This is a genomic window from Jannaschia seosinensis, from assembly GCF_001408515.1.
GTDB classification, from domain to species: Bacteria; Pseudomonadota; Alphaproteobacteria; order Rhodobacterales; family Rhodobacteraceae; genus Jannaschia; species Jannaschia seosinensis.
In genome coordinates this window covers 25,564-51,014 of sequence record NZ_CYPR01000106.1, presented here as the reverse complement: position 1 = coordinate 51,014, position 25,451 = coordinate 25,564, and the positions used below count along the sequence as shown (strand labels likewise).

At 66.5% G+C, this 25,451-nt stretch carries 26 protein-coding genes; 10 read left to right on the top strand and 16 right to left on the bottom strand.

Going from position 1 to position 25,451, the window contains the following annotated elements; genetic code table 11:
• Positions 1-233, top strand: a 233-nt coding sequence (locus JSE7799_RS08730) for a transposase (RefSeq protein WP_055663265.1), incomplete at its 5' end; no start/stop codon positions are given.
• A 292-nt stretch (positions 234-525) separates the two neighbouring features.
• On the opposite strand, the gene JSE7799_RS08725 is transcribed toward JSE7799_RS08730, so the two are convergent.
• The 3 genes from JSE7799_RS08725 to JSE7799_RS08715 form a co-directional block, all read right to left on the bottom strand.
• On the bottom strand, positions 526-942 hold the full coding sequence (locus JSE7799_RS08725) for an alpha-amylase family glycosyl hydrolase (protein ID WP_083480392.1): 417 nt from the start codon (positions 940-942) through the stop codon (positions 526-528).
• A 12-nt stretch (positions 943-954) separates the two neighbouring features.
• On the bottom strand, positions 955-1,767 hold the full coding sequence (locus tag JSE7799_RS08720; RefSeq protein WP_245624841.1) for an SDR family oxidoreductase: 813 nt from the start codon (positions 1,765-1,767) through the stop codon (positions 955-957).
• Between the two features lie 412 nt (positions 1,768-2,179).
• A complete protein-coding gene (locus JSE7799_RS08715; RefSeq protein ID WP_055663262.1) occupies positions 2,180-3,145 on the bottom strand; it encodes a LacI family DNA-binding transcriptional regulator in 966 nt (321 codons plus the stop codon).
• 143 nt (positions 3,146-3,288) lie between these two features.
• On the opposite strand from JSE7799_RS08715, the gene JSE7799_RS08710 reads away from it, so the two are divergent.
• Genes JSE7799_RS08710 through JSE7799_RS08690 form a run of 5 tightly spaced genes read left to right on the top strand, consistent with a single transcriptional unit; the run spans position 3,289 to position 8,929 of the window.
• Positions 3,289-4,347: a sugar phosphate isomerase/epimerase family protein gene (locus JSE7799_RS08710; RefSeq protein WP_055663261.1), complete on the top strand. Its 1,059-nt coding sequence runs from the start codon at positions 3,289-3,291 to the stop codon at positions 4,345-4,347.
• The gene (locus JSE7799_RS08705) at positions 4,344-5,471 is read left to right on the top strand and encodes a Gfo/Idh/MocA family protein (RefSeq protein WP_055663260.1); all 1,128 of its coding nucleotides are present in this window, start codon (positions 4,344-4,346) and stop codon (positions 5,469-5,471) included. The genes JSE7799_RS08710 and JSE7799_RS08705 overlap by 4 nt, the downstream gene beginning before the upstream one ends.
• Positions 5,456-6,961, top strand: coding sequence for a sugar ABC transporter ATP-binding protein (locus tag JSE7799_RS08700; RefSeq protein ID WP_083480390.1), 1,506 nt, complete (start codon positions 5,456-5,458; stop codon positions 6,959-6,961). Before JSE7799_RS08705 ends, JSE7799_RS08700 begins: the two co-directional genes overlap by 16 nt.
• On the top strand, positions 6,958-7,965 hold the full coding sequence (locus JSE7799_RS08695; RefSeq protein WP_055663258.1) for an ABC transporter permease: 1,008 nt from the start codon (positions 6,958-6,960) through the stop codon (positions 7,963-7,965). Before JSE7799_RS08700 ends, JSE7799_RS08695 begins: the two co-directional genes overlap by 4 nt.
• A gap of 25 nt (positions 7,966-7,990) precedes the next feature.
• The gene (locus JSE7799_RS08690) at positions 7,991-8,929 is read left to right on the top strand and encodes an ABC transporter substrate-binding protein (protein WP_055663257.1); all 939 of its coding nucleotides are present in this window, start codon (positions 7,991-7,993) and stop codon (positions 8,927-8,929) included.
• Here JSE7799_RS08690 and JSE7799_RS08685 read toward each other — a convergent pair.
• Complete coding sequence (locus JSE7799_RS08685) at positions 8,905-9,642, bottom strand: PaaX family transcriptional regulator C-terminal domain-containing protein (RefSeq protein ID WP_055663256.1); 738 nt, start codon at positions 9,640-9,642, stop codon at positions 8,905-8,907. The two genes, JSE7799_RS08690 and JSE7799_RS08685, sit on opposite strands and share 25 nt — an antisense overlap.
• Positions 9,643-9,652: 10 nt before the next feature.
• The gene (paaZ, locus tag JSE7799_RS08680; RefSeq protein ID WP_055663255.1) at positions 9,653-11,659 is read right to left on the bottom strand and encodes a phenylacetic acid degradation bifunctional protein PaaZ; all 2,007 of its coding nucleotides are present in this window, start codon (positions 11,657-11,659) and stop codon (positions 9,653-9,655) included.
• Positions 11,660-11,734: 75 nt separating this feature from the next.
• Here paaZ and paaG point away from each other — a divergent pair, with 75 nt between their 5' ends.
• Genes paaG through JSE7799_RS08660 form a run of 4 tightly spaced genes read left to right on the top strand, consistent with a single transcriptional unit; the run spans position 11,735 to position 14,844 of the window.
• On the top strand, positions 11,735-12,511 hold the full coding sequence (paaG, locus tag JSE7799_RS08675) for a 2-(1,2-epoxy-1,2-dihydrophenyl)acetyl-CoA isomerase PaaG (RefSeq protein ID WP_055663254.1): 777 nt from the start codon (positions 11,735-11,737) through the stop codon (positions 12,509-12,511).
• Positions 12,508-12,942 carry a hydroxyphenylacetyl-CoA thioesterase PaaI gene (gene paaI / locus JSE7799_RS08670; RefSeq protein WP_055663253.1) on the top strand — a complete coding sequence of 145 codons (435 nt, stop codon included), beginning with the start codon at positions 12,508-12,510 and terminating at the stop codon, positions 12,940-12,942. Before paaG ends, paaI begins: the two co-directional genes overlap by 4 nt.
• Entirely contained in the window at positions 12,939-14,246 is a 1,308-nt protein-coding gene (gene paaK, locus JSE7799_RS08665) for a phenylacetate--CoA ligase PaaK (RefSeq protein WP_055663252.1), read from the top strand. The genes paaI and paaK overlap by 4 nt, the downstream gene beginning before the upstream one ends.
• The gene (locus JSE7799_RS08660; RefSeq protein WP_055663251.1) at positions 14,236-14,844 is read left to right on the top strand and encodes a TetR/AcrR family transcriptional regulator; all 609 of its coding nucleotides are present in this window, start codon (positions 14,236-14,238) and stop codon (positions 14,842-14,844) included. The genes paaK and JSE7799_RS08660 overlap by 11 nt, the downstream gene beginning before the upstream one ends.
• Before the next feature lie 12 nt (positions 14,845-14,856).
• Here the strand turns inward: JSE7799_RS08660 and JSE7799_RS08655 are convergent, their stop codons facing one another.
• From JSE7799_RS08655 to JSE7799_RS08610, 11 genes are all read right to left on the bottom strand, one after another.
• Positions 14,857-15,906, bottom strand: coding sequence for a 2Fe-2S iron-sulfur cluster-binding protein (locus JSE7799_RS08655; RefSeq protein WP_055663271.1), 1,050 nt, complete (start codon positions 15,904-15,906; stop codon positions 14,857-14,859).
• On the bottom strand, positions 15,903-16,397 hold the full coding sequence (gene paaD / locus JSE7799_RS08650; RefSeq protein WP_083480394.1) for a 1,2-phenylacetyl-CoA epoxidase subunit PaaD: 495 nt from the start codon (positions 16,395-16,397) through the stop codon (positions 15,903-15,905). The genes JSE7799_RS08655 and paaD overlap by 4 nt, the downstream gene beginning before the upstream one ends.
• 29 nt (positions 16,398-16,426) lie before the next feature.
• Complete coding sequence (gene paaC / locus JSE7799_RS08645) at positions 16,427-17,149, bottom strand: 1,2-phenylacetyl-CoA epoxidase subunit PaaC (RefSeq protein WP_055663269.1); 723 nt, start codon at positions 17,147-17,149, stop codon at positions 16,427-16,429.
• 26 nt (positions 17,150-17,175) lie between these two features.
• The gene (gene paaB / locus JSE7799_RS08640; RefSeq protein ID WP_055663250.1) at positions 17,176-17,514 is read right to left on the bottom strand and encodes a 1,2-phenylacetyl-CoA epoxidase subunit PaaB; all 339 of its coding nucleotides are present in this window, start codon (positions 17,512-17,514) and stop codon (positions 17,176-17,178) included.
• Positions 17,511-18,485, bottom strand: coding sequence for a 1,2-phenylacetyl-CoA epoxidase subunit PaaA (gene paaA / locus JSE7799_RS08635; protein WP_055663249.1), 975 nt, complete (start codon positions 18,483-18,485; stop codon positions 17,511-17,513). Before paaA ends, paaB begins: the two co-directional genes overlap by 4 nt.
• 3 nt (positions 18,486-18,488) lie before the next feature.
• Entirely contained in the window at positions 18,489-19,691 is a 1,203-nt protein-coding gene (gene pcaF, locus JSE7799_RS08630) for a 3-oxoadipyl-CoA thiolase (protein ID WP_055663248.1), read from the bottom strand.
• A gap of 487 nt (positions 19,692-20,178) precedes the next feature.
• Entirely contained in the window at positions 20,179-20,307 is a 129-nt protein-coding gene (locus tag JSE7799_RS22015) for a hypothetical protein (protein ID WP_275934893.1), read from the bottom strand.
• Between the two features lie 4 nt (positions 20,308-20,311).
• Complete coding sequence (locus JSE7799_RS08625; protein ID WP_055663247.1) at positions 20,312-21,568, bottom strand: formate dehydrogenase subunit gamma; 1,257 nt, start codon at positions 21,566-21,568, stop codon at positions 20,312-20,314.
• 62 nt (positions 21,569-21,630) lie between these two features.
• Positions 21,631-22,230, bottom strand: coding sequence for a formate dehydrogenase FDH3 subunit beta (gene fdh3B / locus JSE7799_RS08620; protein WP_055663246.1), 600 nt, complete (start codon positions 22,228-22,230; stop codon positions 21,631-21,633).
• Between the two features lie 12 nt (positions 22,231-22,242).
• Positions 22,243-25,227: a formate dehydrogenase subunit alpha gene (locus JSE7799_RS08615; protein WP_055663245.1), complete on the bottom strand. Its 2,985-nt coding sequence runs from the start codon at positions 25,225-25,227 to the stop codon at positions 22,243-22,245.
• 13 nt (positions 25,228-25,240) lie between these two features.
• On the bottom strand, positions 25,241-25,435 hold the full coding sequence (locus tag JSE7799_RS08610; RefSeq protein ID WP_055663244.1) for a twin-arginine translocation signal domain-containing protein: 195 nt from the start codon (positions 25,433-25,435) through the stop codon (positions 25,241-25,243).
• Between the last annotated feature and the right edge of the window lie 16 nt (positions 25,436-25,451).

Genomic DNA, 25,451 nt, shown 5'->3' with positions numbered 1-25,451 from the left:
TGATGCTGCATGGCTGCGCCTACTGGGTCTGGTGGAAGCTTCGCGCGGCTTGCCCAAAACGTTCACCATGGCGCCGCGCCCAGTTCGACACGCTGCGGCTGCATCTCGTCAANCTGGCCGCCACCATCGTCGAAAAGAAGACCCGGATCATCGTGACCCTGCCGGCTTCGTGTCCCCGAAAGGGACTTCTCCTCCTTCTCTTCGACGCCCTCGCCCCACCGAAAACAGCCTGACGCATGCGCCCCGACAAACCCAGAAACATCAACCCGTATCGCCCAAGACCCAAGTCACCGGCCGGCCTGCCAACCGGACGCAAACACCGGGTGCGCGCAAGAAAACCGAGACCGGGGAAACCATCCCACGGAGCACAAGTCCGCAGCTTTATGAATTATGCGGGTTAACGCCCCGGTCGCACCAGAACTGCATGATCTGCGCCGGCTCCTCCTGCATACCGGGACAGTGCAGGTTGAGCGGTGGCTGCGCGGCGGTGAAGTTATGAAGATAATCATGCTGGCGCTTGTGGTTCTAGGTCGAGGCCGTGTCATCAGGCTTCGGATCGGCGCAGACGTAGTAATCGTCGCAATCGGGATGACCGGCGACGGACAACTTGAGCCAGAGCGCCTCGACCGAGATGTGGTTGAAGATCTGGTTGATCATCACGAGCAGGTCCAGATCCTGCGCTTTTTCCACCACCGCATCGAGATTCGTCAGCGTGCCGCAGCGGGAATTGACGTCCATACAGTCGCCGATGTCGTACCCGCCATGGGCGAAAGGTGACGGAAAGAAGGACGGTAGCGACACCGCATCGACCGTCATGCGGGCGACGTGTTCGAACTTTCCGTGCACGCCCGGCAGGTCGCCGATGCCGTTGTCTGCAGAAAAAGCAGCCCGGCCAGTAACCGGACTGCCCAAAACCCTCATAGGCATGACTTCGAGGTGCAAAGCACCTGAAGATCAAGCCCCGACGATCATTCCGCCGTTCGGGTGCAGCGTCTGGCCGGTAAAGTAACTGCCGTCCGACGAGGCGAGGAACAAAAAGGCCGTGGCCACTTCCCATGGCTGACCCGCGCGGTTCATCGGAACGGCCTTCCCGAAATCCTCGACCATCTCGGGTGGCATGGAACCGGGAATGAAGGGCGTCCAGATCGGGCCCGGCGCGACGGCGTTGACGCGGATGCCCTTGTCGGCCAGCAGTGAGGCCATGGACCGCGAAAAGGCTAGGCTCGCGCCGCGCGTCGTGGAATAGGTGATCAAAGAGTTGTTGCCCTTGAAGGCATTGACCGAGGTGGTGTTGACGATCGCCGCGCCTTCCTTGAGGTGGGGCAGGGCGGCTTGGGTCATGAACATGTAGGCCATGACGTTCGAGTCGATCATCCGCCGCATCATCTCTTCGCTCAGATTGGCGAAATCCTCGTCAATCCATTGCTGGGCGGCGTTGTTGATCAGCACGTCGATCTGACCGAACTGCTCCCTGGTCCTGCCGACGGCGGCTTCGCAGTTCTCCTTGGAGCCGAGATCGCCTTCGATGAGCAGACATTCGGAGCCTTCGGCCTCGATCAGCTTCCGGGTTTCCTCGGCATCCCTGCTCTCCTCGAGATAGGCGATGGCGATCTTGGCCCCTTCGCGCGCGAACAGGACCGAGGTCGCGCGACCGATGCCGCTGTCGCCACCGGTGATCAAGGCGACCTTGCCCTTGAGCTTGCCCGAGCCTGGATGGCGCGGCGTATAATCCGGCGCCGGCTCCATCTTGTATTCGTCGGCGGGCATTGAGTCTTGGGACTGGGGGGGAATCTTCGGCGCGTCGCCCATGGGTTCGGCTCCTTGCGTGTTTGCAGGTTCGCGCTGTCAACAAGAGCCGGATAGAGGCGGTTCCCGCCGACTCTCCTGAACTGCCCGGAAGCCACAAGGCGGGCGCAACTTCGGCAACCGGCAGATATTCGGGCCGCCCCCATGTTTCGAAGGGGCCAAGCCAGCCGCCGGGGGGCAACGGGAAATCCGCGATTGGTCAGGTCGATTGGTCGTAGGGGCGCGGATCGGCCTTTTGTGTGCCCCCGGGCGCCATCAAGCAGGTCGAACTCACAGCGGCTAAGCCTTCCGACCACACCGACGCCGGCCGCGTCAGCCGAATACCGCTTGAACCCGTGGCCGGCCGCCGCGCAACGGAGCCATGGGAAGTTGTTTAGACCGCCCGCGTGGACCCCCGCACCACCAGCCGCGACGGCAGAATCTGCCGTCCGGCGGGCGGTGGCTCTCCGCTCTCCAGCGCCGCGATCAGTTGTTCGGCCGCTCGCCGTCCCAAAGCGGCGCGCGGCTGGTGAACCGTCGTCAGCGGCGGAATGAACCGCTCGGAGAAGTCGATATCGTCGAACCCCGCCACGCTTACATCGCGCGGACAGGCCAGTCCCATCCGGTCACATTCCGAGATGAAGCCGAGCGCGCTCTCATCCGAGGCGCAGGCGATGGCGGTGGCCCGCTCGGGCGTGGCCGCCCAGAGATGCGCCGCGCATGCACCGCTCGCCATGGTGAAGTCACCCGTCAATCGGTCTCGGTCGCGCAAGGGCAGGCCACGCCGTGTCATCGCGGCGGTGAAGCCCTCGGCACGCGCGGCACTCAGCACATTGCCCGGCGGCCCGCCGATCCAGGCGATCCGCCGGTGCCCCAGATCTGCCAGATGATCGACCGCAAGACCCATGGCCGCCACGTTGTCCGTTCCCACGCAAGGCAGGCCCAGCGCGTCCATCCACTCGCAGACCATCACCACCGGCACCGTCCATCCCCGCACGATCTCCGGGTCGAGACCCCCGTCGAGCAGGAGGATTCCGTCGGTTCGCCCGTCGCTGCCCACCGGGCCGAGCCGGTCGCTCTCCACCTGCGAATCGAGGAGCTGCACGCGCAGGCCGGCCGCGCCCGCCACCTCCTGCACGGCGGCGACGATGCGGCTGAAATAGGTGTTGGCGAGGTTCGGCGCGAGGAGCGTGATCGCCCGGGCCCGCCGCTGCCGCAGGTCGCGCGCGGCGGCGTTGAGGCGATATCCCGTCGCGGCGACCGCCTGCATCACGCGGGCGCGCGTTGCGGCGCCCACCTTTTCAGGACGGCTCAGCGTCCGGCTGACCGTGGCCGTCGAGACCCCGGCCAGTCGGGCCACGTCGGAAATGCGCGTCTTGGCAGTGATGGTGGAGCCCTCCGGTCGCGGCGTCCCAGAAACCGTTTGCCGACCGAAGGCAACTATGTAAACGATTGCACATCGCGGCGCTCTGGGAGGATTCAGCCGCGGCAAGGGAGGACGACATGAAGACGATCAAGGGCCCTGCCCTGTTTCTGGCGCAGTTCGCCGGCGATGCGGCGCCGTTCGACACGTGGGACGGCATCACGAAATGGGCGGCCGATTGCGGTTATGCCGGGGTGCAGGTCCCGTCATGGGATGCGCGGCTCTTTGATCTTGGGAAGGCCGCCGAATCGCGCGATTACTGCGATGCGTGGAAGGGGCAGGCCGCGGCCAACGGGATCGAGGTGACCGAGCTCTCCACCCACCTCCAGGGTCAGCTCGTCGCCGTGCATCCGGCCTATGACACCGCGTTCGACGGCTTCGCCGATCCGTCCGTCCACAGCGACCCCAAGGCGCGGCAGGAATGGGCCGTCGATCAGGTTTGCAAAGCCATCACCGCCTCGCGCAATCTCGGGATCGACAAGCTCTGTACCTTTTCGGGGGCACTTGCCTGGCCGTATGTCTATCCGTGGCCGCAACGGCCCGCCGGATTGATCGACGCGGCCTTCGACGAACTGGCCGCCCGTTGGCGCCCGATCCTCGATCATGCCGAGGAGATGGGCGTCGACATCTGCTACGAGATCCATCCCGGCGAAGACCTGCATGACGGCGTGACCTTCGAGATGTTCCTCGACCGCGTCGGCGGCCATCCGCGCGCGAACATGCTCTACGACCCGAGCCACTACGTCCTGCAATGCCTCGATTATCTCGACAACATCGACATCTACCGCGACCGCATAAAAATGTTTCACGTGAAGGATGCGGAGTTCAATCCGTCCGGCAGGCAGGGTGTCTATGGCGGCTACCAGTCCTGGGTCGACCGGGCCGGGCGGTTCCGCAGCCTCGGCGATGGGCAAGTCGATTTCGGCGCGATCTTCTCAAAGATGGCGGCCAACGATTTCGACGGCTGGGCCGTGGTCGAATGGGAATGCGCGCTCAAACACCCCGAGGACGGCGCGCGCGAGGGCGCGGCTTTTGTCAAGGACCACATCATCCGCGTGACGCCGCAGGCCTTCGACGACTTCGCCGCCGGCGGGGCCGACGATGCGGCCAATCGCGCGATGCTGGGGCTCGACCGATGAGCCGCATTCGTCTCGGCATGGTCGGCGGCGGCTCCGGCGCCTTCATCGGCGGGATCCACCGCATCGCCGCGCGCATCGACGACCGCTATGAGCTGGTGGCGGGGGCATTCAGTTCGACGCCCGAGAAGTCTCTGTCGTCCGGGGCGGAACTCGGGATCGATCCGAAACGCTGCTACGGCGATTTTGCCGAAATGGCCAAGCGCGAGGCGCGGCTGAAGGACGGGATCGAGGCGGTCTCCATCGTCACGCCCAACCACGTCCATTTCGCCGCCGCGCGGGAGTTCCTCAAGCGCGGCATCCACGTGATCTGCGACAAGCCACTGACCTCCACGTTGGCGGATGCCCGCAAGTTCGTGAAAGCGGTGGAATCGTCGGACGCGCTCTTCGTGCTGACCCACAATTACACGGGCTATCCGATGGTGCGGCAGGCCCGCCGGATGGTCGCCGAGGGTGCGATTGGAACGCTCCGCGTCGTGCAGATGGAGTATCCGCAGGATTGGCTGACCGAGGCCGTCGAGGAGGCCGGCTCGAAGCAGGCCGAGTGGCGCACCGACCCCGAACGGTCCGGTGCGGGGGGCTGCGTGGGCGATATCGGCACCCATGCCTTCAACCTTGCGGGATTCGTCACGGGAGAGCAGCCCGAGAGCCTCGCCGCCGATCTGCACACCTTCGTGGCGGGCCGCAGGCTCGACGACAACGTTCACGTGATGCTGCGTTATGCCAGCGGCGCGCGCGGGATGCTGTGGTCCAGTCAGGTTGCGCCGGGCCACGAGAACGGCCTGCGCCTGCGTGTATTCGGGGCGCGCGGTGGCCTTGAGTGGGCGCAGGAGGATCCCAACAACCTCTGGTTCACGCCGTTCGGCGAGCCAAAGCGCCTGATCACCCGCGGCGGCGCCGGGTTCACAGAGACGATCGGTCACCGAACGCCGCCGGGCCATCCCGAAGGCTACCTCGAGGGGTTCGCCAACATCTACGCCCAGGCCGCCGACCTGATCGAGGCGCATCGCCGGGGGCAGGTCCCCGACCACCTGCTGCCAGATGTGCAGGATGGATTGCGGGGCGTTCGGTTCGTGGAGGCCTGCGTCCGGTCCTCCGGGCGCAACGCGGCATGGGTCGATCTATGAAGCTGTCGCTGCGGAATATCGACCGCAGCTTCGGCGCCGTGCAGGTGCTCCATGACGTCACGCTCGACCTGCATCCCGGCGAGGTCCACGCCCTGATCGGTGAGAACGGCGCGGGGAAGTCCACGACGATGAAGATCATGTCGGGCTATCTCGCGCCGACATCCGGCGAGGTCCTGCTGGATGACAGGCCCGTCGCCTTCGCCTCGTCCGAGGCGGCCGAGGCGCATGGTGTCGTCCTGATCCATCAGGAGTTCAATCTCGCCGAGCTTCTGACCGTGGAGCAGAACATCTTCCTCGGGCACGAACTCAAACGCGGTCCGTTCCTCGATATCCGGGCGATGCGGGAGAGGACACGGCACCTGCTCGACCGGCTCGACTGCCATGTCGCGCCCGACGCCGTGGTGCGCGACATCTCCAATCCCGACAAGCAGATGGTCGAGATCGCCAAGGCGCTGAGCCGGGATGCGCGCGTGCTGATCATGGACGAGCCGACCGCCGTCCTGACCGAGCGGGAGGCCGAGGTCCTGTTTTCGCAGATAAGCCGGCTGCGGGCGGAGGGTGTGGCGATCCTGTTCACCTCGCACAAGCTTGACGAGGTCAAGCGCATCTCCGACCGCGTGACGGTGCTGCGCGATGGCCATGTGGTCGCGCAGGCGATGACGCAGGCGATGACCGAGGACGAGATGGCCACCGCGATGGTCGGCCGCGACGTCTCCAGCCTCTATCCGGAACGTGCCGCGCCCGTGGGCGGCGAAATCGTGTTGACGGTCGAGGGCCTGACCGTTCCCGGCCATGCGCGCGACGTGTCCTTCGATCTGCACCGGGGCGAGATTCTCGGGATCGCGGGACTCATCGGGTCGGGCCGGACGGAGACGATGGAGGGTCTCGTCGGGCTGCGGGCCGCGACCGGCACCGTGCGCGTCGAGGGCCGGGCGATCCGCCGCGACCGCCCGCGCGCCGCGCTCGATGCCGGAATCGCCTACCTGACCGAGGATCGGAAGGAGCGCGGCCTGCTGCTCGACAAGAGCATGCGCGAGAACCTGACGCTGCAATCCCTGCGCGATTTCACGCGCGTGCTGATAGACGAGGCGGCTGAGGATCGGGCGCTCGACCAGGCCATTGCGGATTTCGACATCCGTGCGCCGCATCGCGCCGTCGAGGTGGGCAACCTGTCCGGCGGCAACCAGCAGAAGTTGCTCCTCGCCAAGACCATGCTTGCCGACCCCCAGATCGTCATCATCGACGAGCCGACCCGCGGCATCGATATCGGCACCAAGAAGCAGATCTATGAATTCATCCACGGCCTCGTCGCGCGCGGCAAGTCGGTCATCGTCATCTCCTCGGAGATGCAGGAGGTGATCGGCCTCGCCGACCGCGTTCTCGTCATGCGGCAGGGCCGGCTCGCGGGAGAGCTTTCGCGCCCGGACATCAACGAAGACAGGATCGTCCGTCTGGCCATGGGCCTCGACGGCGTAAGGGGGGCGGCATGACGGCCACGGATGCGAAGGGGGCGGGGGCGCAGGGCCGGGCCCGGCACCTCGATCTCAAGGTGCTGGGCCCGATCCTGGCGCTGCTGGCGCTGATCCTGGTCGGCGCGCTTCTGAACGCGAACTTCCTGAGCATGGGCAACATCACCAATGTGCTCAGCCGGTCGGCGTTCATCGGCATCATCGCGGTCGGCATGACCTTCGTGATCACCGCCGGCGGGCTCGACCTGTCGGTGGGGTCGATGGCAGCCTTCATTGCGGGGTTGATGATCCTCGTGATGAACGGATTGCTGCCGACGATGGGGCCGGGCTGGCCGCTCGTCTTCGTGGGCATGACGACGGCGCTGGTCGCGGGCGTGGCGGCGGGGTTTATCAACGGCTTTCTCGTCACGACGATGCGGATCGAGGCCTTCATCGTCACGCTGGGCACGATGGGAATCTACCGCTCGCTCGTGACGTGGCTGGCCGATGGCGGAACGTTGTCGCTGGATTTCGGAATGCGCAGCGTGATCCGGCCGATCTATTACGACGGCATCCTCGGCATCTCGTGGCCGATCATCGTCTTCGCGTTGGTCGCCATCGCGGGCGAGGTGGTGATGCGCCGCGCCGCGTTCGGGCGCCACGCCGCCGCGATCGGCTCCAACGATCAGGTCGCGCGCTATTCATCGGTGAACGTGAACCGCGTGCGGTTGCTGACCTTCGTGTTTCTGGGCCTGCTCGTGGGGGTGGCCACGATCATGTACGTCCCGCGCCTCGGATCCGCCTCCAGCAGCACCGGCCTTTTATGGGAACTTGAGGCCATCGCCGCCGTGATCATCGGCGGCACGATGCTCAAGGGCGGGTTCGGCCGGGTCTGGGGCACGGTGATCGGCGTGCTGATCCTGTCGTTGATCGACAACATCCTGAACCTGACCGACGGCGTGTCGCCCTATCTCAACGGCGCGATCCAGGGCGTCATCATCATCCTCGCTGTCATCTTGCAGCGGGATCGAAAGGCCGGGGCCTGACCCCGGAAAACCAGGGAGGAAAGACATGAGACATCTCGCATATGCGGCCCTCGCCGCGACACTGGCCATGCCGGCCGCCGCGCAGGAGACGCAGGTCATCGGCATCTCGATCCCCGCGGCCACGCATGGCTGGGCCGGGGGCATGAACTATCATGCGCAGGAGGCGGTGGACCGGCTGGAGGGCGTCTACCCGCAGCTCGACTTCGTGCTCGCCACCGCGTCGGATCCCGCCAAGCAGGTCAACGATATCGAGGACATGCTCGCCACCCGCGACATCGACGCGCTGGTCGTGCTGCCCTTCGAGTCCGAGCCGCTGACCGGTCCGGTCGCCGCCGTCGCCGATGCGGGCAAGTGGGTCACGGTGGTCGATCGCGGCCTCGCGCAGGAGGGAATCGAGGATCTCTACGTGGCCGGAGACAATCCCGGCTTCGGCCGCGTTGCGGGTGAATACATGGTTTCGGCCATGCCCGACGGTGGCCAGATCGTCGCGCTGCGCGGCATTCCCACCACCATCGACAACGAGCGGGTCGAAGGGTTCCAGCAGGCCATCGAGGGGTCCGGCATCGAGATCCTCGGGATGGAGCATGGCAACTGGAACCGTGACGACAGCTTCACCGTGATGCAGGATTTCCTGTCGAAATACCCGCAGATCGATGCGGTCTGGGCCTCCGACGACGACATGGCGATCGGCGTTCTGGCCGCCATCGAGGCGGCGGGGCGCGACGATGTCCAGTTCGTGCTTGGTGGCGCCGGGATGAAGGAAATGATCCAGCGCACGGCCGAGAACGATCCGATGGTGCCTGCCAACGTCACCTACCCCCCGTCGATGATCGCCACCGCGATCGAGCTGACGGCCGTGGGACTGACCTCGAACGCACCGGTTTCGGGCGAATTCGTCATTGGATCGGTCCTCGTGACGCCTGAGAACGCGGCGGATTACTACTTCCCCGACTCGCCGTTCTGAACCTCGACCGGGTCGCGCTCCGGCGCGGCCCCCTCCGGGCGGGGCAGTTCGGTCAGAAGCTCGTGGAACACGCCCCGCGCCGCCGCGCCCGGCCACGCGGCGGCAAAGGCCCGGTCGGGCAAATCCGGCAGGCGCAGGATCGCTCGCCGCCATTCATGAACCAGCACAATGCGCAGCGCGACCGGATCCGGCGTGCATGCGGGATCGACCGCCCGCATCCGTTGGAGGAGGTCGGCCATTGCCGCAACCTGCTCCGGCGGGCAGATCTTGGCGCGGATCCAGTTCGGCACGTGGTCGAGGGGAATCCGCTCCGTCCCGCCCCGACAGGCCAGCCCGATCTGCGCCGTGACCGGCGTCACATCGTTGTGCAGCGCCGTCCCTGGCTCGGCCAGGACGAGGAACAGACTTTTCGACGCCTCGGCCGCGTAGATCCGTCGTGCCGCCATACGACTTTCGGCCAAGGCACGCGGTGTCAGGGCGTGCGACGTCTCACGGCCCTGCCGTTCCGCCTCCAGCCAGCCATCGCCGCGCAGCCGGTGCAGCGCGACGCGCAACGCCTCGGGGCGTATTCCCATGGGCGCGACCAGCGCGCGCAGCTCCGCCCCCGACAGACGCCTGCCGGGGGCGGTCGCGAGATCGCCGAAGATCGTGACCAGCACGGACCAGACGCGCGGCACCTGTCCGCCGGTGAGAAGTTGGATCGGATCGTCCATCCGCTCCCGTCTAGCCGCGCGCCACCATGGTCAGCAAATCGTATTCCGCGACGGCTTCGCCATTGTCCTTCGTTACGCGAACATCCCAACGGATTTCCCCGTATTCGTCGGTGCGCGGCGTCTTGTGCTTGACCGTCAGCCGCACCGTGATCGCCTCGCCGGGGCTCAGCGGCGCGAGGAAGCGCAGGTTGTCGAGGCCGGTATTGGCCAGGACGGGCCCTTCCTCGGGCGACACGAACAGTCCCGCCGCGAAGCTCAGGATCAGGTAGCCATGCGCCACCCGGCCGGGGAAGAACGGATTCCGGGCCGCCGCGTCCTCGTCCATGTGGGCATAGAACGTGTCGCCGGTGAAACCGGCGAAGGTCTCGATATCCTCCAGCGTCACGACGCGGGGCTCGGTGGTCAGGCTCTCGCCGATTTCCAGCGCGTCGAAGGTCCGGCGGAACGGATGCCCGGGCCCGTCATGCACGGTCGCGCCGGGCACGTATTTGCCGGTGATTGCCGTCAGAAGATCCGGGCTGCCCTGAATCGCGGTCCGCTGCATGTAGTGGAGAACGCCGCGCACGCCGCCCAACTCCTCGCCTCCGCCCGCACGGCCGGGCCCGCCATGCACCATGTGCGGCAGGGGGCTCCCATGGCCCGTCGCCTCGGCGGCGCTGTCGCGGTTGTTGAAATAGATGCGCCCGTGGAACGCCGCGGAGGTCAGCACCATCTCCCGCGCCACGCCCGGATCATGCGTGAAGACGGAGGCCACGAGGCTGCCTTCGCCACGATTTGCCAGTTCGGCGGCATGGGCCGTGTCGCGGTAGGGCATGAGCGTCGCGACCGGGCCGAACGCTTCGGTATCGTGCGGCCGTGCCGCCCCGTCGGGATCGTCGCAGCGCAGGAGCATCGGCGTCAGGAACGCCCCCGGTCCCTTGAGCGCCTCCGGATCGCCATGCAGGCGGACAGCCTCTCCCTCCAGCAAGGCGAGCTTTTCAAGGACATCCCGCTTCTGTGCGTTCGAGACCAGCGCGCCCATCCGCGTCGCCTCGTCCCGAGGGTCGCCGATGACGACCTTCGCCAGCCGCGCCGACAGCGCCTTCGCCACAGGATCGATCAGCGCCTCGGGCACGATCAGGCGCCGCGTGGCGGTGCATTTCTGTCCGGCCTTCGCCGTGATCTCCCGCTGTGCCTCCTTCACGAACAGATCGAATTCCGGGCTGTCGGGGGCGGCGTCGATGCCGAGGACCGACGCGTTCAGGCTGTCCTGCTCGGCGGTGAACCGGACCGAATTGCGCTGGATGTTGTCGTTGCCGCGCAGTTTCAGCGCCGTCGCCGCCGAGCCGGTGAAGGCCACCGCGTCCTGAGGGCCCAGCCGGTCGAGCATGTCGCCGAGACCGCCGCTCACGAGCTGAACCGCGCCTTCGGGCAGGATCCCGCTTTCGAGCATGATCCGCATGCAGGCTTCGGCGATGTAGGAGGTCGCCGTCGCGGGCTTCACGATTGCCGGCACCCCGGCCAGCAGGGTCGGGGCGAGCTTTTCCAGCATGCCCCAGACGGGGAAGTTAAACGCGTTGATATGGACCGCCACACCTTGCAGCGGCACGCAGACATGCTTTCCCAGGAATTGTCCCTCGCGGCCCAGCATCTCGGGCGCGCCGTCGATATAGACCTTGCCGTCGGGCATCTCGCGCCGGCCCTTGGACGCGATCACCAGCATCGTGCCGATGCCGCCATCCACGTCGATCTTGTGATCGGCCAGCGTGCCGCCCGAGTGATAGCTGAGGTCGTAGAGGGCGGGGCGGTGATTGCGCAGGTGCAGCGCCAGCGCCTTCAGCATCCGGGCGCGGTCGTGGAACGTCATTGCGCGCAGGGCCGGGCCGCCCCTTGTCGTGGCGTGGGCAATCAGCTCCGCAGGGTCGAGCGGTCCGCCCGCGCGGGCGAAATCGGCCCCCGTGACGGCATCTTCGATCATACGGGCATCGGCATCGGGGCCGACCCAGCGGCCGGCGATGTAGCTTTGAACGTCGAGCATGTTGGGGCCTCCTTTGCGACTATTGTTGACCGACCGGTCGGGTTTGTGCAACCGTCTCGTCGGGGAGGAGACGCAATGAGCAATACGATCCTGACGGCGGATCACGGGCCTTGGGTCGAGATCACGCTGAATCGGCCCGAGCGGATGAACGCCTTCAATGCAGAGATGCACGGGGAATTGCGCACGGCGCTCGACGCCGCGGCGGACAAGGGGGCGGTCCTTCTGACCGGGGCGGGGCGCGGCTTCTGCGCGGGTCAGGATTTGGGCGATCGCGATCCGGCCAAGATGGACGGCCCTCCCGATCTGGGCATGACACTCGCGACCTTCTACAACCCTCTGATCCGCACGATCCGCGACTTGCCGGCGCCGGTCGTCTGCGCGGTCAACGGCGTCGCCGCGGGGGCGGGGGCGAACCTCGCGCTGGCCTGCGACATCGTTCTGGCGGCCGAGGGCGCGCGGTTCATCCAGTCGTTTTCCAAGGTCGGTCTGATCCCCGATGCGGGCGGGTCGTGGACCCTGACGCGGCGTCTGGGCGAGGCGCGGGCCAAGGCTCTGGCGCTGACGGCGGAGCCGCTTTCGGCCGCGAAGGCCGCCGAATGGGGGCTGATCTGGCGCATGCTGCCTGACGAGGCGCTGATGGAGGAAGCGCGCGGCCTGACGGCGCGGCTGGCCCACGGCGCGCGCTTCGGAATGGCCCAGACCAAGCGGGCGATCCATGCGGCGGGCGAACACGGGCTCGACGAGCATCTCGATCTCGAGGCGGATCTGCAACGCGAGTGCGGCCGCCATCCCGATTATGCCGAAGGCGTTGCGGCCTTTCTCGCCAAGCGTGCCCCGAGATTCGCGCAATGACGCCCGAAGCGCGTGCCGCCCGCGCGGCGGAAACGATGTGGGCCGACGACGCAGCCTCGAAATGGTTCGGCTTTGAGTTGATCGAGGTGACGGAGGGCCGGGCAATCGTCGCGCTGACGATCGCGCCGCATCATTGTAACGGTCACGGCACCTGCCATGGCGGCGTCACCTTCGCGCTGGCCGATACCGCCTTCGCCTTCGCCTGCAACAGCCGCAATCAGTCGACCGTGGCGCAGCATTGCGTCGTGTCGTTCACCGCCCCGGGCCGGCCCGGCGATCGTCTTCTGGCAGAGGCGCACGAGGTCTCTCTCACGGGGCGCAGCGGCATCTACGACGTCACCGTCACGCGCGACGGCACGCCCATAGCGCAATTCCGCGGCATGTCCCGCGCCATTTCCGGCCAATTGTTCGATGAGGAAGAGGACGAATGAAGGATCTCACCCCCGCCCGTGACAGCCTCGATCCGATTGAGACCGCTTCGCGCGACGAGATCGCGGCGCTGCAACTTGATCGCCTGCGCTGGTCGCTGCGGCATGCCTACGATAACGTTCCGCTCTACCGTGAGAAATTCGACGCCGCCGGCGTTTCGCCGGACGATCTGACGACGCTGGCCGATCTGGCGAAGTTTCCCTTCACCGTGAAGGACGATTTGCGCCGCTCCTACCCGTTCAACATGTTCGCCGTCCCGCGCGAGAAGATCGCCCGCATCCACGCCTCGTCCGGCACGACCGGCAAGCCGACGGTGGTGGGATATACCGCGCGCGACCTCGACACTTGGGCCGACATGGTGGCGCGGTCCCTGCGGGCATCGGGGGTGCGGCCGGGCGACATGGTGCACGTGGCCTACGGCTACGGCCTCTTCACCGGCGGTCTCGGCGCGCATTACGGGGTGGAGCGGCTGGGGGCGACGGTCGTTCCCATGTCGGGCGGCCAGACCGCGCGGCAGGTCCAGCTCCTCGAGGATTTCCGGCCCAAGGCGATCTGCGTCACGCCCTCCTACATGCTCAACCTGCTCGAGGAATATCACCGCCAGGGCCTCGACCCGCGCAACTCGTCGCTGGAGGTCGGCATCTTCGGAGCCGAGCCCTGGACCCCGTCGATGCGTGCCGAGATCGAAGCGGCTTTCGACATGCATGCCGTCGACATCTACGGCCTGTCGGAGGTGATGGGCCCCGGCGTCGCCAACGAATGCGTCGAGACCAAGGACGGGCTGCATATCTGGGAAGACCATTTCCTGCCCGAGGTCATCGACCCCGAGACCGGCGAGGTCCTGCCCGATGGCGAGGAGGGGGAGCTTGTCTTCACCACCCTCACCAAGGAGGGGATGCCCGTCATCCGCTACCGCACGCGCGACCTGACCCGGTTGATGCCCGGAACGGCCCGCAGCATGCGGCGCATGGCCAAGGTCACCGGCCGGTCGGACGACATGATCATCCTGCGCGGCGTCAACGTCTTCCCCACGCAGGTGGAGGAGCGGGTTCTGGCGACAAAGGGCCTCGCGCCGTATTTCCAGATCGAACTCGTGCGCAAGGGGCAGATGGACGCGATGCGGATCCATGTCGAATGCCTGCCCGGCGGCGACGGAGAGGCTTGCCGCAAAGTGCTCGCCAAGGGGATCAAGGACATGATCGGCATCACCGCCGAGATCGTGCTTGCCGCCGCGGGCGGGGTGGAGCGGTCCCAGGGCAAGGCCCGGAGGGTTGTCGACAACCGTGAGGTCCAGAATGGGGCGTAGCGTCGCCCGCGATCACGAAGCCAAACGCGCGGCCATCCTCAAGAGCGCGGCGCAGGTCTTCGCGCGCGACGGGATCGCGGGCGCGTCCATGGCCGCGGTCGCCGCCGAGGCGGGCATGTCCAAGGGCGTGCTCTACCATTACTGGGACGGGAAAGAGGCGCTTCTCTTCGAAATCCTCGACACCTATCTCGCCGCGTTGCGTGACGTTGTCTGCGCGGATCACGAAAGCCTCGGCGCACTCTGCGAAGAGGTGCTGTTTGCCTATCACGGCATGGATGCCGAACACCGGATCCAGGCCGAGGGCATGGGCATCCTGCCGCCCGAGCGCGCCGAGGTTCTGCGCGGCCATCAGCGCGCGATGGTCGCCGCGCTGGCCGACCGGCTGCGCGCCATCGCTCCCGACCTCAAGGGCCGGTCCCTTCGCGCGGCAACGATGAGCGTCTTCGGGATGCTCAACTGGTTCTACATGTGGAATCCCGGCGCCGACCGCGACGCGCGGCGCGATTACGCCGCCACGGTCGCACAGATTACCACCGGGGGCGTGGGAGCGCTGCGCGCCCCCCCCACCATGCCGGGGGACGCCAACCCGGCCGTGTGACTTTGGCCGCGCTCAATGCGCGCTGTCATATTCCACGACGACCTTGTCGGTCAGGGGGTAGGACTGGCACGACAGGACGTAGCCCCGTTCCACCTCGTAATCCTCGAGCGCATGGTTCTGGACCATCTCCACCTCGCCCTCGACCACGCGGCACATGCAGGTCGAGCAGACACCGGCCTTGCAGGCGTAAGGCGCGTCGATTCCGTCGGCCAACGCGGCCTCAAGAAGGCTCTGGTCGCGATCCATCGTCAGAACATGGCTCGCCCCGTCCAGACGCAGCGTCGCCTCCGTGGGCTTGGCCTCGGCCACCGGGCGTTGCGATTGCGGCAGGCGCCCGGCCTGCGCACTCGCGAACAACTCGAAATGGATCCGCTCCTTCGCCATGCCATGTTCGCGAAGCGATCCCGACACCGTCTCCATCAGCCCCTCGGGACCGCAGATGAACGCCTCGTCGATGCCGTCCACCGGCACCCAGTCGCGGAACAGGGCGGCGCATTTTCCGGCGTCGATGCGGCCTTGGAACAGGTCGATGTCCTGCGCGTCCTGCTTGAGGATGTGGACGATCTGCAACCGGGTCAGGTGCTCGGATTTGAGATCGTCGAGCTCGGTCTGGAACATGATCGAGTTGACCGCGCGGTTGGCATAGATCAGCGTCGCGCGCGACTTCGGCTCCCGGGTCAGGACGGTCTTGAGTAGCGACAGGATCGGCGTGATGCCCGATCCGGCGGCGACGAACAGGAAGTTGCGTTCCGCTTCCGGATCCATCTCCGTGTGGAAGCGCCCCATCGGCGGCATCGCTTCCAGCGTGTCGCCCACGCGCAGATCCGCGTTCGCCCAGGTCGAGAAGGCGCCGCCCTCGACCTTTTTGATCCCCACGCGCAGCGGCTCGCCGGGGGCGGAGCAGATGGAATAGCTGCGCCGAATTTCGGTCCCGCCGAAATCCCGCCGGAAGGTCAGGTACTGGCCCGCGAGCCAGTCGAACGGCGCATCGAACGTGACCACGACGGCATTGCGCGTCGTGTGCTGCAGATCGGTGACGGTGAGAGGCTGGAACTTCATCAGTGACACTTGAAATAATTGAAGGGTTCTTGGCAGGCGTCGCAGCGCCACTGCGCCTTGCAGGGGGTGGAGCCATGATTGCTGATCCGCGTGAGGTCGGACGCGCCGCATTGCGGACAGGCTTCGGGGCCTCCCGCCGGCGAAGGCGGCGCGATCCCGTAGGCCAGAAGCTTGGCGCGGCCGGTTTCCGTGAGCCAGTCGGTCGTCCAAGGCGGGTCGATCCGCGTCTCGATCACCGGCTCCAGCCCCGCATCGCGCAGCGCCGCCTCGATCGCAAAGGATATGACCGAGGTCGCGGGGCAGCCGGAATAGGTGGGTGTGATTGCGACGCGGCAGGTTCCGTCGCGCAGCGCCACATCGCGCACGATGCCGAGGTCAGTGACGGAGATGACGGGAATTTCCGGATCCGGCACGCCCGACAGGATCGCGCGAACCTCCTCTTCGGTCGCGGGGGGCGGGCCGTCATGGCGCGGGCGGCCGCTCAGGTCGGACATGCTGCCCGGAACGGGGGCGGGGGCGGGCCTCACCATGTCGCGTCCGGATAGGCGCGCTGCAGCCACTGCATCTGGGTGAGAAGGTGGCCCAGATGCTCCGAATGGCGCGCGCCGCTCCGTCCGCCCCGATGCGCGAAATCACTGTCGGGAACAGACAGCGTCGCGTCGGCGAGAAAAGTGCGAACCGCCTCTTCCCATCCGTCGCGCAGGCTCTCGGGCGCGGGCGCGATGCCTTCGCTCGCCAGCTCCGCATCGATGTCGTCGCCGATGAACATCTCGCCGGTATAGGGCCAGAGCGCGTCGAGCGCGGCCTGCATCCGGTCATGACTCTCCGCGGTTCCGTCGCCCAAGGCCACGACCAACTCCGCGCTGCGCTCCGCATGATAGGTCGCTTCCTTCACGGCCTTGGCGGCGATGGCGGCGACGCGAGGCTCGGACGACCGGCTCAAGGCGTCGAGCATGGGCAGGTGCCAGCGATCGAACAGGAATTGCCGCGTCGTCGTATATGCGAAATCCACGTTCGGCCGTTCGACCAGCAGCAGGTTGCGGAAGTCCCAGACGTCGCGACGCATGGCAAGGTCGTCCGCGGTCTTGCCCTCACCCGCAATCTCGGCGGCGAGGCCCAGCCACATCTGCGTCTGCCCGATCAGGTCCAGCGCCGTATTGGCCAGCGCGATATCCTCCTCCAGCGCGGGCGCCTGCCCGCACCATTCCGACAGACGATGGCCGAGGATCAGGGTATTGTCGCCCATGCGGGTCGCGAGGGGGCCGAGCGCGCTCACATCGCCCCCACATCGTCCGGGATGTCGAAGAAGGTGGGGTGGCGATAGGGTTTCGAATCGGCGGGCTCATACATCGGACCCTTGGCCGAAGGACTGGATGCCGTGACCGCCGATGACGGGACGACCCAGATCGACGTGCCCTCGTGGCGGCGGGTATAGACGTCGCGCGCGTTCTTCATCGCCATTGTCGCGTCGGCGGCATGGAGCGAGCCGACATGCCGGTGGCTCAGCCCATGCTGGCCGCGGATGAACACCTCCCACAGGGGCCATTCGCGCCGGGGCGCGCCCTCGGGGGTCTTGGTGCCGGGATAGGGGTGAGAGGCATGGTTGCTCATTGTGCCGCCACCCGCGCCGCACGCCGCTTCTCCGCATGCGCCATCAACCCCTCGCGGACCCAGGCGCCGTCGTCCCACGCCTTTTTCCGCGCCTCGATCCGGTCGGCATTGCAGGGGCCGTTTCCCTTGATGACGTCCATGAACTCCGACCAATCCGGCTCGGTGAAATCGTAATGCCCTGTCTCCTCGTTCCAGCGCAGGTCCGGGTCGGGAACGGTCAGGCCCAGATATTCGGCCTGCGGCACGGTCTGGTCGACGAATTTCTGACGCAACTCGTCGTTTGTGTTCATCTTGATCTTCCACGCCATCGATTGCGCGGAATGCACCGAATCCTTGTCGCTGGGCCCAAACATCATGAGAGACGGAAACCAGAAGCGGTCGAGCGCATCCTGCGCCATCTTCTTCTGCGCGGTCGTGCCCTGCGCCATCTTCATCATGATGTCGAAGCCCTGCCGCTGGTGGAAAGATTCCTCCTTGCAGATCCGCACCATAGCGCGGGCATAGGGGCCGTAGGACGTCCGCTGCAACGGCACCTGGTTCATGATCGCGGCACCGTCGACCAGCCATCCGACCGCGCCCATATCGGCCCAGGTCAGCGTCGGGTAATTGAAGATCGACGAATACTTCATGCGGCCATCCAGCAGCATCTCCGTCATTTCGTCCCGGCTGATGCCCAGCGTTTCGGCCGCGCAGTAGAGATAGAGCCCGTGGCCCGCTTCGTCCTGCACCTTGGCGAGCAGGATGGCCTTGCGCTCCAGCGTGGGCGCGCGGGTGATCCAGTTGCCCTCGGGCAGCTGGCCCACAATCTCGGAATGGGCGTGCTGGCCGATCTGACGGATCAGGGTCTTGCGGTACCCTTCCGGCATCCAGTCCTTGGGCTCGATCTTCTCCTTGCGATCGATCCGCTCCTGAAAGGCACGATCCTGTTCCGTCTCTTCTGCGGCTTCGGATTTCACGAGTTGGGCATACATCGTTCAGCTCCTTTCCAGGATCATGGCGGCGCCCTGTCCGACGCCGACGCACATGGTGACGAGGGCATAACGCCCCCCGGTCCGCGCCAGTTGCCGCGCGGCGGTGAGACATAGCCGCGCGCCCGAGGCGCCCAGCGGGTGCCCCATGGCGATGGCGCCGCCATTCGGGTTCACATGGGCCGCGTCGTCGGAGAGCCCGAGCGCACGCATCACGGCGAGACCCTGCGCGGCGAAAGCCTCGTTGAGTTCGATTACGTCCATCTGCTCGATCGTGAGCCCCGCCCGCGCGAGCGCTTTCTGCGTCGCCGGCACCGGACCGATCCCCATGACGCGCGGCGCGACACCGGCCGATGCGGTGGCAATCACGCGGGCGAGCGGGGTCAGGCCGTGGCGTTCCGCCGCTTCGGAGGAGGCGACGAGCAGCGCAACCGACCCGTCATTGACCCCCGACGCATTCCCGGCGGTAACGGACAGGTCGGGTCCGTTCACGCCCTTGAGCTTCGCAAGCTTCGCGGCATCGGTGCCGGGGCGGGGATGTTCGTCGGTGTCGAAGGTAACCGGCTCGCCGCGACGCTGCGGGATGGTGACCGGTGCGATCTCGTCCGCGAAGAACCCGGCTTCCTGCGCGGCCTGCCAGCGGGTTTGGCTGCGTGCGGCAAAGGCATCCTGATCGGCGCGCGCGATGTCATGCTCCGCGGCGACGTTGTCGGCGGTCTCGGGCATCGAGTGGGTGCCGTGTTCCTTGTCTATTCGCGGATTGACGAACCGCCAGCCGATCGTGGTGTCGTAGGTGTCGACCCTGCGCGAAAAGGGTGTTTCCGCCTTGGCCGTGACGAATGGCGCGCGTGTCATGCTCTCGGAACCGCCGGCGATGCAGAGATCGTAATCGCCCGCCCGGATCCCGCGTGCGGCAAATCCCACGGCGTCGAGACCGGAGGCGCAGAGCCGGTTGAGCGTGATGCCCGGCACCGTTTCCGGAAGCCCGGCCAGCAGAGCGGCCATACGCGCCACGTTACGATTGTCCTCGCCGGCCTGATTGGCGGCCCCGAGAATCACCTCGTCGATAGCTGCGGGATCAAGGTCCGGGTGGCGGTCGAGCAGGGCCCGGATCGGATGGGCGGCAAGATCGTCGGCACGTAACGCGGCGAGAGAACCGCCGAAGCGGCCGATCGGCGTACGAATGCCATCGATGATATGCGCGTCCATTGAGTTCCTCCCTATCACCCTAACTTAGCAGGCTTTCCTGCTTCCGGCAAGAAAGCGTTACAGTATCTGAGCAAATTCGGCAATCGGTAACGTGTGCGCATCTGACATGGCACAAGGGATCACCCACGCCAGACGGGCCGTGTGACTTGAGGGTAGTCGACCCAAGATTGGGTGTTCCTCAACGAGCGCACTCTGAAGTGGATGCAAGGCTGCGCCGGAAGATCTTTGCACGATCGAAAGCCGTTCCAATTCATGCTGGACCAACAGCGGTTCGTGCGCGGAACGATTTAATGTGCAGGCCCCGGGGCAATTGGCGCTCATGACTTCGCTGAGCCCGGCCTACGCGCACCGAAATCGGGTCAAGAGTCTGATTGCCGCGCACCGGCACCTGCGGAACCCATTCCGGATCGCAGCACCGTCTCTCTTCGCGTCCGGAACATCCCGCCGGCCCGCCACGCCACATTCGTGACGATGCGCGATGCGAGGATCAGTCGAGGCGGACGGATCCGGGCGCCGCGTAGCGCTCCGAGGAGGAGAACCCGATAGTGTCGAGCCCCGCATCGGCGATCACGGCAATCGCGAGGGCGGCGGCAAAGGCGGCAAACATGGTCTTCATAGCGTCACTCCGCCGGGGTCGCGTGGGGCGAGCCGGTCTGCTCGCGGCTGGGATCGTCGCGCTCCCTGATCGCTTCCTTGGCCCAGATGGAATGGTGCTCTCGGGCCCATTGCTCCTCCACCTCGCCCTTGCCCATGGCGTCATAGGCGCCCTCCATCCCGACCGAGCCGAGATAGATATGGGCGAAGATGATCGCCGTCAGCACGAACGCGACGATGGAATGCCAAAGCTGCGCGTATTGCATCTCTTCCTGCGGCGCGAGGTCGGCGTCGAAGGGGGCGAGGCCCAGCGCCTGCGGCAGGCCCCAGCCGTTCAGCGCCTCGAACGTGCCCGCGAACATCGGCAACTCGAACGGGAAGAGTAGCGACAGGCCCGAAGCCGACAGGGAGACGCCGCCCACAATGACCGCCCAGAAGATCATCTTCTGTCCCGCGTTGAACTTGCGGGCCGGGACGTGACCGCCGCCGAGGAGGCCGCCGCCCTTGGCGAGCCATTTCAGGTCGTCCTTGTTCGGAATGTTCTGAACCACCCAAATCACGAAGATCATCGCCAGCGCGAGCATGAAGGCCCAAGAAATGTTGTTGTGCACCCATTTCGACGCGATTGCCATCGGCGCCCACGCCTCGTGCCCGAAGACCGGGATGACCGCGACCCGCCCGAACAGGAGCAGAAGGCCCGTCAGGCCCAACGCGATGAAACTCCCGGCCAGCAGCCAGTGCCCGAACCGCTCATAGGTCTTGAACCGCAGGAGCGTACGCCCCGTGCGCGGTCCGTGAAGGCGGATGCGCCCACGAAAGGCATAGAACACGGCGAGCAGCGCAAGCACCGCCAGAAGGAAGAATCCGCCCCATATCCGCAGCGGCCCGGCGCGGAATTCCTGCCACCACATGCCGCCATCCTGAATAAGGGTGGCCGCCGCGGGACCGCGCTGCTGCGTCCGGATGTCGGCGGTGTCGTAGCGCACGCCGCGCCACAGATCGGCATCGGACGCGCCGCCCAGAGCGCCCAGCGGCTCGGTGATGGGCCCGCCCGGCGCACCGGTCGTGGCCTGCCGGTCCGAGGTGTCGATATTGGGCTCCGTGGCACCGGCGCGCAGCGCGTCCTGCCGGGCCATGATCTCCTCGAGGGTGGTCGCCCCGCCCGTCGCACTCCCGTCGACGATGAGCGGATCGCCCCTGCCCCCGGACGGGGCGGCGGATTCCTGCGCCATTGCGGGCAGAGCCAGCATGAGCGTCAGTATGAACGCGATCGCGCGGATCATCGCGGTTTCCCCCTCGTGAAACGAAATACGGCTCGCCTCCTCGGGCGGGCCGCTTTTATGGTTCAGCCGTCGCGGGCTTCGGGGCCGTAGGCCGTCGACCAGCCCCAGGCGCCCGAGCCGAAGCCACGCGCCACGACCCGCTCGCGGTAGATCGAAGACACCTCGTCGGCGTCGCCCGCCAGAAGCGCCTTGGTCGCGCACATCTCCGCGCAGATCGGCAATTTGCCTTCCGCGATGCGGTTGCGCCCGTATTTGGTGAACTCAACCTCGGACATGTCCTCTTCGGGGCCGCCGGCGCAGAAGGTGCACTTGTCCATCTTGCCGCGCGACCCGAAATTGCCGGCCGCGGGATATTGCGGCGCGCCGAACGGGCAGGCGTAGAAGCAATAGCCGCAGCCGATGCACAGATCCTTGGAATGCAGTACGATGCCGTCCGCCGTCTGATAGAAGCAGTCGGTCGGGCAGACGGCCATGCACGGCGCGTCCGAGCAATGCATGCAGGCCACCGAGATCGATCGCTCGCCCGGCTGGCCGTCCTGGATCGTCACCACCTTGCGGCGGTTGATGCCCCACGGGACCTCATGCTCGTTCTTGCAGGCGGTGACGCAGGCGTTGCACTCGATGCAGCGCTCGGCGTCGACGAGGAACTTTGCTCTTGCCATGATCTCTCTCCCTTACGCCGCGTAGATCTTGCACAGGGTGGTCTTGGTCTCCTGCATCTGGGTCACGCTGTCGTAGCCATAGGTCTGTGCGGTGTTGGTGGATTCGCCGAGAACGATCGGGTCGGCCCCCTCGGGGTAATTCTCCCGCAGGTCACGTCCCTCGAAGATGCCGCCGAAGTGGAAGGGCATGAACGCCACGCCCTCGCCCACGCGCGGCGTCACCATCGCCTTGACCAGAACCTTGCCGCCCTCGGGGCCCTCGACCCAGACGTCGCCCCCGTCACGCACGCCGAGATTGTTGGCGTCGCGCTGGTTGATCTCGACGAACATCTCCTGCTGCAACTCGGCCAGCCACGGGTTCGAACGCGTCTCGTCGCCGCCGCCCTCATACTCGACCAGACGACCGGAGGTGAGGATGATCGGGAAATCCTGGCTGAAATCCTGCTCCTGGATCGAGGCGTACCGGGTGGGCACGCGCCAGAACTTCTTGTCCTCGTAGGTGCCGTATTCCGCCACCAGATCGCGGCGCGGCGTGTAGAGCGGCTCGCGGTGCTTCGGGACCGGATCTGGGAAGGTCCAGACCACGGCACGGGCCTTGGCGTTGCCGAACGGTGCACAGCCATGGGCGATGGCGACCCGCTGGATGCCGCCCGACAGGTCGGTCTTCCAGTTCACGCCGCCCACCTTCGCCTTGTAGTCCGAGGAGCGGGGACCGGTCTGCGACTGCTCGCCCACCTCGGCCGTGCCGGGACGAATATCGCGGAAGCCCGCGACCCATTCGATCATCGCGCGCTCGAAGCTCGTGAGATCCTCATCCCATCCGAGATCCTGCAGCATCTGCATGGTAAATTCCGGATAGCCATCCTGAATCTCCGACCCGGCAGACGCGACGCCCTCGGCGAGCAGGTTGTCGCCGTCCCGCTCCACGCCGAAGCGGGCGCGGAAGGTCAGGCCGCCGTCGGCCACCGGCAGGCTCATGTCGTAGAGGTTCGCCGTACCGGGATGATTTATTTCGGGCGTGCCCCAGGCCGGCCAGGGCATGCCGTAGTAATCCCCGTCGGCGGGCCCGCCATTGGCGCGCAGCGTTGTCTTGTCGAACGTATGCTGGTTGGCCATGTGCATCTTGAGACGCTCAGGACTCTGGGCGGTATAGCCCACGGTCCACATGCCGCGATTGAACTCGCGGGTGAGGTCCTCGAGGTTCGGCTCGTCCGGGCCGTCCATACCGATGTTGCGGAACAGGCGATCCTCGAAGCCGAACTTGCGCGCGAACTTCGCCATGATGACATGGTCGGGCAGGCTCTCGAACAGCGGCTCGATCACCTTGTCGCGCCATTGCAGCGACCGGTTCGATGCCGTGACCGAACCGCGGGTCTCGAACTGCGTCGTCGCCGGCAGCAGGTAGACGCCGTCCTCACGGTCCTGCATCGCGGCCACCAGCGTCGGGAAGGGGTCGATCACCACGAGGAGGTCGAGCGCCTCCATCGCCGTCTTCATCTCCTTCATGCGCGTCTGGCTGTTGGCGGCATGGCCCCAGAAGACCATCGCGCGGGTGTTGTCGGGCTGGTCGATGTTCTCGGCATCCTCCAGCACACCGTCGATCCAGCGCGAGACGGGGATGCCCGTCTCGTTGATCATCATCCGGTCCGCGCCTTCGGGGCCCGCGCCTTTCATCACGGCAAAATTGCTCTTGAGCCAGTCCACATCCTCGTCCCAGACGCGCGCCCAGTGGCCCCACGCGCCGTCGGACAGGCCGTAATAGCCCGGAAGCGTGTCGGCGAGGACGCCGAGATCGGTCGCGCCCTGCACGTTGTCGTGGCCACGGAAGATGTTGGTCCCGCCGCCGGCCGTGCCCATGTTCCCGAGCGCCAGCTGCAGGATGCAATAGGCGCGGGTGTTGTTGTTGCCGTTGGTATGCTGCGTGCCGCCCATGCACCAGATGACGGTGCCGGGCCGGTTCTCGGCGAGCGTGCGGGCCACGCGCTCAAGCTGCGCGCCCGGCGCGCCGGTGACGCGCTCGACCTCCTCGGGGGTCCAGCGGGCGACCTCCTCGCGGATCTGGTCCATCCCCCAGACGCGGGTTCGGATGAACTCGCGGTCCTCCCACCCGTTCTCGAAGATGTGCCACAGGAGACCCCAGACCAGCGCCACGTCGGTACCGGGCCGGAAGCGGACATATTCGTCGGCATGGGCCGCGGTGCGCGTATAGCGCGGATCGCACACGATCAGCGGCGCGGAGTTCTCCTCCTTCGCCTTGAGGATGTGCAGCAGCGAAACGGGATGCGCCTCGGCCGGATTGCCGCCGATCAGGAAGATCGCCTTCGACTTGTGGATGTCGTTGTAGCTGTTGGTCATGGCGCCGTAGCCCCATGTGTTCGCCACGCCGGCCACCGTCGTCGAGTGGCAGATCCGCGCCTGGTGATCGACGTTGTTGGTGCCCCAATAGGCCGCGAACTTGCGGAACAGATAGGCCTGCTCGTTGGAATGCTTGGCCGAGCCCAGCCAGTAGACGGAGTCGGGGCCCGATTCCGCCTTGATGGCCAGCATCCGGTCGCCGACCTCCTCGATCGCCTGCTCCCAGGAGATACGCTCCCACTGGCCCGCGACTTTCTTCATCGGATATTTCAGGCGGCGCTCGCCATGGGCATGCTCGCGGACCGACGCGCCTTTGGCGCAATGCGCGCCGAGGTTGAACGGGCTGTCATAGGCCGGCTCCTGTCCGACCCAGACACCGTTCTGCACTTCGGCCACGACGGTGCACCCGACGGAGCAATGCGTGCAGACCGACTTCACCTTGTCGATTCCGTCGGCGACCGGATAATCGGCCAGCTGCGCCTGCGCGACGGTGCCGCCCGTGGCGCCGATCGCGGCAAGGCCGCCGATGGCGAGGCCGGAGCCGCGAAGGAAGGCACGGCGGTCGACGCCTGTGGCGGCCGTCCGGTCGAGAAGGCCGATGCCGCCGGTGGCGGGGGCCTGGCTGGTCTTTCTGCGAAGCATGTCGGTCCCTCCCTCAGAAACGCGCGCTGGAATAATAGGCCCGGGTCTGCTCCGTATCGGCCAGCCCCTTTTGCGGGCCGGTGGCGGCCTGCGCCTCCTCGGTTCCGGCAATCGTGACGGCGGCCGCGGCGGCGGGCGCGGTTGCGGCGAGCTTGAGGAAGTTGCGACGCCCCTCGCGCGGGGACTTGGTCTCGGTCGTGTCGGTCATTCTCGGATCCTCCCGG